This window comes from Lachnoclostridium sp. (assembly GCF_031997925.1).
Taxonomy (GTDB): Bacteria; Bacillota; Clostridia; order Lachnospirales; family Lachnospiraceae; genus Lachnoclostridium.
In genome coordinates, this window is the sequence record NZ_DAMADT010000015.1 from 1 (window position 1) to 5,983 (window position 5,983).

General features: G+C 35.3%; 6 protein-coding genes. 4 read left to right on the forward strand and 2 right to left on the reverse strand.

Features of this window, described 5'->3' with window-relative positions; genetic code table 11:
- Positions 1–597, forward strand: a 597-nt coding sequence (locus tag RTP52_RS10965) for a sugar phosphate isomerase/epimerase family protein (RefSeq protein ID WP_312371285.1), incomplete at its 5' end; no start/stop codon positions are given.
- A gap of 203 nt (positions 598–800) precedes the next feature.
- Here the strand turns inward: RTP52_RS10965 and RTP52_RS10970 are convergent.
- Together RTP52_RS10970 and RTP52_RS10975 are read right to left on the reverse strand one after the other, a co-directional pair.
- Positions 801–2,033, reverse strand: coding sequence for a DNA polymerase Y family protein (locus tag RTP52_RS10970; protein WP_312100106.1), 1,233 nt, complete (start codon positions 2,031–2,033; stop codon positions 801–803).
- Between the two features lie 198 nt (positions 2,034–2,231).
- Complete coding sequence (locus RTP52_RS10975) at positions 2,232–2,489, reverse strand: PRC-barrel domain-containing protein (protein ID WP_312100107.1); 258 nt, start codon at positions 2,487–2,489, stop codon at positions 2,232–2,234.
- Positions 2,490–2,639: 150 nt separating this feature from the next.
- Here RTP52_RS10975 and nrdR point away from each other — a divergent pair, with 150 nt between their 5' ends.
- From nrdR to dprA, 3 genes are all read left to right on the forward strand, one after another.
- Positions 2,640–3,101, forward strand: a complete 462-nt coding sequence (gene nrdR / locus RTP52_RS10980; RefSeq protein ID WP_312100108.1) for a transcriptional regulator NrdR — start codon at positions 2,640–2,642, stop codon at positions 3,099–3,101.
- A gap of 382 nt (positions 3,102–3,483) precedes the next feature.
- Positions 3,484–5,019 (forward strand): YifB family Mg chelatase-like AAA ATPase, encoded by a 1,536-nt coding sequence (locus tag RTP52_RS10985; RefSeq protein ID WP_312100110.1) that lies wholly within the window; start codon positions 3,484–3,486, stop codon positions 5,017–5,019.
- Positions 5,019–5,983: DNA-processing protein DprA (gene dprA / locus RTP52_RS10990; protein ID WP_312371289.1), on the forward strand; the 965-nt coding region annotated here is incomplete at its 3' end. The genes RTP52_RS10985 and dprA, both read left to right, overlap by 1 nt.

A 5,983-nucleotide genomic window follows, 5' to 3' on the forward strand; every position in this document is an offset into this window, starting at 1 on the left:
CAACTACGTGAAATTCATAAAAATTACGAAGCTCACATTCGCTTTGCTTCCTTACTTGGTTGTGGAATGGTTGGAACAGAGACTGGAGCAGTAAATAAAGAATATGCCTATGAGCCCGCAAATCACTCAGAGGAGGCATTAGATATCTTTATTAAGAATTTACGCCCTGTAGTAGAATACGCGGAAAAAATGGGTGTTATCGTTGGAATAGAGCCTGTTTACAAACATATTATGAGTGATATTAAAAGAACGAGAAAGGTATTAGATGCTATTAATTCACCAAATTTACGTGTCATCTTTGATGCAGTAAATGTAATGTCACTAGATAATTACAAGAATCAGGATGAAATTATCGAGGAAGCCTTTGAATTAATTGGTGAAGAAATTGATGTTCTCCATATTAAAGATTTCATAGTTAAGGATGGGAATATTGTGTCTAGACCACTTACTGTTGGAGAAGGTTTATTAAATCTGCCATTGCTTATGAAACTTGCAAAAGAGAAGAAACCTATGATCCATATGCTCTTAGAGGATTCTGTTCCAGAGAATGCAGTTGCATCTAGGGATTATATTAAGAAATGTTATGAAGAGGCTTAAGTTTTTTAAATTGTGTTGTAATTACCTATATACAAGTCATGAATAAAAACTCTCCGAGGGATACGCATTCACCCTGTGGGTTTGGCAAGACGAAGTATATTCGCATAGATAATATATCCCCCTTAGGATTGTGTCTTGGGAAGCCTGTAGTTGTAATTACTTAAAAAACATCTTAGAATGAAAAAGCGTTCTAAGATGTTTTTTTATTTTTTACCTAATTTATGATTACAAATTGTGTTTTCCTTTAAAAAACTGGCTCTTTTCACTGAATCATTACCATATTTATTACGGATAGAGTCAATGGCAGAATCTAGTTTCTTAAATTTTTCTGACTGCTTGTTATCAAAAAGACTGATTTGTGAAAAATCCGTATCGTCTAATTTGGTAGTTCGAATACCTAATAAACGGATTGGAGAGTTGTCCCAAAACTCTTCAAATAAACGGCAAGCAGCCTCATAAATTGTTGTTGTCGTATTTGTTTGATATGGTAAGACTGTTTGATGGGTATAAGTTTGGAAATTAGTATATTTAATCTCAACAGTGATGCAGCTACATGAAACATTAGAGGAGCGTAGTCTTGCACCAACGGTTTCACTTAATGCAAGTAAGACTTGTTTTGCTGTTGTATTATCAATGACATCTTGACTTAAGGTGATACTGTTTCCACAACCTTTTGCCTTCGTATCAGCATCCTCAACCGGTTCTTCATCAATACCATTTGCATACTCATGAATTAGGGTACTATATTTGTTTCCTAGATGCGTTCTTAGGATACTAACATCTGTATGTGCTAAATCGTAGATGCTACGAATGCCTAAGACATTAAATTTCGCTTTAGCGGACTTTCCAACAAAAAATAATTCCTCAACAGGAAGAGGCCACATCTTCTCTGATATTTCGGATGGAAATAAGGAATGGCAAAGATTCGGTTTTTTAAAGTCGGAAGCCATCTTTGCAAGAAGTTTGTTGGTAGAAACTCCAATATTTACAGTAAAACCTAATTCTTTCATAACTCGTTCTCTAATTTGGCTAGCGATATCCATAGGAGTACCAAATAGATGATAAGTATCAGTCATATCGAGGAATGCTTCATCAATACTAAATTGGTTAAGCGTAGGTGTATATTCTAATAAAAGTTTCATTAATCGTTCTGAATAGCTTGTATATACTTCAAAATTAGGGGGGACTACCACCAAAGAGGGACACTTTTGAAGTGCTTGCGTTAATGGCTCCCCTGTTACAATGCCATAAGATTTAGCTTTGGTGGATTTTGCTAGAACGATACCATGCCTGCTTTGCTTATCACCACCTACTGCGGAAGGAATCGTACGTAAGTCTAACGCCTCGGAATTTGATGTTAAACGATGCACAGATTCCCAGCTTAAGAAAGCACTATTCACATCCACATGAAAAATTAGTCGTTCTTTTTTTATCATATCTCTCATTTCCTTAATAATAAATACAATTTATTAAATATCGCTGTAATGGAACAGATTCATTAAAATTATTCTTCATTTTAAAATTCTGATATAAGTATAGTATCTCAGTTTCAATCTGTTTCATGAAATAACCATTAATATTATTATAGGAAACATAAGTTCGAATGTAAAGAGGGATTTATATTACGTTTTCAATCAACCGCACTTCTTAAAACATTCATCAACATCAATATCAACTAAAATGACGTCAGGACCTACTTGACAAATGCATGACCAAGGTATGATATATTCGTGATCTCTTCCTAAAAGACCCCATATTTTTGGTGGTCCTGGAACGATGATAGCTTCAATGCATCCAGTGACAGCGTCAAAAATAATGTCACATACAAAGCCTAACCGTTTGGCATCTCTACAATTAATGACTTCTTTATTCCGCATTTCAAATAATCGCATATGATAGATCCTCCCGTTTTTTAATATCATATGAAGAAAATATAAAAACATGATTGACTATATGCTTGACCTATGGGAATTTATTCAATATAATGAAAGTAGAGATTACGGTTAACATGTGCGGGCTAAAATAATAATGGGAGGTACCGTATGAAGTGTCCATTTTGTGGAAAAGAAAATACAAGAGTAATTGACTCAAGACCAGCAGATGACTGCAGTTCCATTCGACGCAGAAGACAATGTGATGAATGTTCCAAACGTTTTACTACTTATGAAAAAGTAGAAACGATACCTTTGGTGGTAATTAAGAAGGATAATAATCGTGAACCTTACGATCGTTCCAAAATTGAAGCAGGTGTATTTCGTTCCTGCCATAAGCGCCCGATTTCCGTAGACCAGATTAACGCACTCGTTGATGAAGTGGAAAACACTATTTTTAATTTGGAAGAAAAAGAAGTTCCAAGTAACAAAATCGGTGAAATTGTGATGGATAAGCTAAAGAATTTAGATGCTGTAGCTTATGTTCGTTTTGCTTCCGTTTATCGTGAATTTAAGGATGTCAATACCTTTATGAATGAATTAAAGAAGATACTCGACCATGAACATGCTTAAAAGTGTATAAAGATTACAAACCTCCAAGGGGTATATGACCTTTTGGAGGTTTTTTAATCTATTTAAACGCAGTATTTATCAATATAAATATTTCATATAATGTGTAGGTCAAATACAATAACAGTGTTATTTTGGTAATATAGTTAATTACAAAATTCAATATAAGTTGTAAAATAATGGTTGCACAAAGGAGAAAATATACATTTATTTTATTATAAATTTAATGAAGTATGCTTTTAGGTTCAAGATGAATAAAATCATGATAGTTGCTTTAAGTAAAGTTGCTTTTTCTTGTTTATTAAAAACTCATTGATACTAAGATACGAGTCTGCTATAATACCTTTAGGTATTTGCTTTCCTTGGAGAGGGGAAAGGATATTAGATGTTTAGTAAATCATTTTCTGCTGCGATTGATGGAATTGATGCCTTTATCGTGAATGTAGAGGCAGATGTAAGTGATGGACTTCCTAGCTTTGATCTAGTTGGATTTTTAGGTTCCGAAGTGAAGGAAGCGAAAGAAAGGGTAAAAACAGCAATACGTAATTCTGGTTATTCGTTGCCACCAAAACATATCACTATCAATTTATCACCAGCTGATGTAAAAAAAGAAGGAACTGCCTTCGATTTGGCAATTGCCATAGCAATTCTAACCGCTTCTGGTTATATTCCCACTGAATATTTGGAACAAACATTATTGATTGGAGAACTTAGTTTAGATGGAAAGATTCGTCGTGTAAATGGAATCCTTCCGCTTATTTGTACTGCCCAAAAACAAGGATATAAACGCTGTGTTATACCGAAGGATAATGCAAAAGAGGGGGCAGTAGTTAGCGGAATTGAGGTGATTGGAGTCGAGAGCCTTAGACAGACTGTGGAGTTACTCTCGGGCATGATGACAATACTTCCTGAATTTGTAGATGTTACTTCACTGTTCTTAGAACAAGAGGAAAAGAATCTGGATTTTTCTGATATTGTCGGCCAAGTGACTGCAAAAAGGGCAATTGAGGTATCTGTTGCTGGTCAACATAATATCATGATGATAGGGACTCCTGGCTCTGGAAAAACGATGCTAGCAAAAAGAATTCCTTCCATTATGCCAGAATTAAGCTTTGAGGAGAGTCTTGAAATATCTAAGATTTATAGCGTATCCGGACAACTTGACAATAATCGTATCTTGATCCTAGAGAGACCATTTCGTTCTCCTCATCACACAATTACTCAAACAGCACTCATTGGTGGAGGACGATGTCCAAGACCTGGAGAAATCAGTTTAGCAGCCCATGGTGTGTTGTTTTTAGATGAGCTAACCGAGTTTGATAATCGGACCTTAGAAGTGCTTAGACAGCCGTTAGAAGAGAAGGTAGTAACGATATCAAGGCTTCATGCCACCTATACATATCCAGCTAATTTTATGCTTGTTGCAGCTCTTAACCCATGCAAATGCGGTTATTATCCTGATCGAAGTAAGTGTAAATGTTCCCTGCAGCAAATCAAACAATATATTGGAAAAATTTCAAGACCACTACTAGATCGAATTGATATTTGTGTTGAAACGATTCCAATCGCGTATAAGGAATTAACTTATGGAAAGAGTAACGAGTCCTCCTCCATAATTAGAGAACGTATAAAAGAAGCAAGAAAACGACAATTAAACCGTTATCAAAAAAGCGGTAAGTATTTTAACTCTCAACTTTCACCTTCGGAAGTCAAAAAATATTGCTCTCTTGGAGAGAAAGAACAAAAAATATTAGAGCAGGCGTTTACTTCTATGAACTTAAGTGCACGAGCATATCATCGCATTTTAAAAGTTGCACGTACCATTGCGGATTTAGAGGGGAAGGATTCTATCGAAAAGCATCATTTAATCGAAGCAATCGGTTATCGAGGTGTAGATAGAAAGTATTGGGGGGAAGTATGATGGATTGTGTTAAAAAGAACCGATTACTGTGGTATTGGATATCGAAAAACGAAGGGATTGGACATAAGACGACCGTTATGTTATTAGATGCCTTTCATTCCATTGAAGGAGTTTATCAAGCAAAACATGAGGAGTTATTGAAACTTAACTTAAAGGAAGAAGTAATAGGTTATCTAAATAAAAAATATTCAATAGAAGAGTTAGAGAATGAATTCGATCATATGAAAAAACGTGGGATTCATTTTATTTGCATAGAAGATGAAGAATATCCAGAAAAATTAAAAAAACTTTATGATGCACCTTGGTTTCTATATTACCGCGGAGAACTACCAAATGATAACCTTCCTTCCATTGCTGTCATTGGAGCCAGAGATTGTAGCGCCTATGGTAGTGACGTTGCTTATTATTTTTCAAAAGAATTAAGTATGCTTGGAATACAGATAATCAGCGGACTTGCAAGGGGCGTGGATGGTATGGCTCATAAGGGTGCAATAAGCTGCGGCGGTAAAACATATGGTGTGATTGGTAATGGACTTGATTTATGTTATCCAAGAGAAAATTATGGACTGTATCAAGAGGTTAATTTACATGGCGGAATTCTTTCGGAATATCCAATAGGTTCTAAGGCGTTACCGTATCATTTTCCTTTAAGAAATCGAATAATAGCTGCACTTTCTGATGGAATTTTAGTAGTGGAGGCTAGAGAAAAAAGCGGTACTTTGATTACGGTAGACAGTGGGTTAGAGCAAGGAAAGGACATTTTTGCATTGCCTGGAAAGTTAACCGATGAGTTATCAAAAGGCTGTAATTTATTAATTCAAAACGGAGCAAAACTAGTTTTAAGTCCAGAGGATATTCTGGTGGAACTTAGAAATCAGTATTCTTCTTTGTTAGGTGTTAAAACAAATGCAACATTATTAAAAAAAGAAGATTTAACCGAGATGGAGCAAAGGGTTTACTCTTT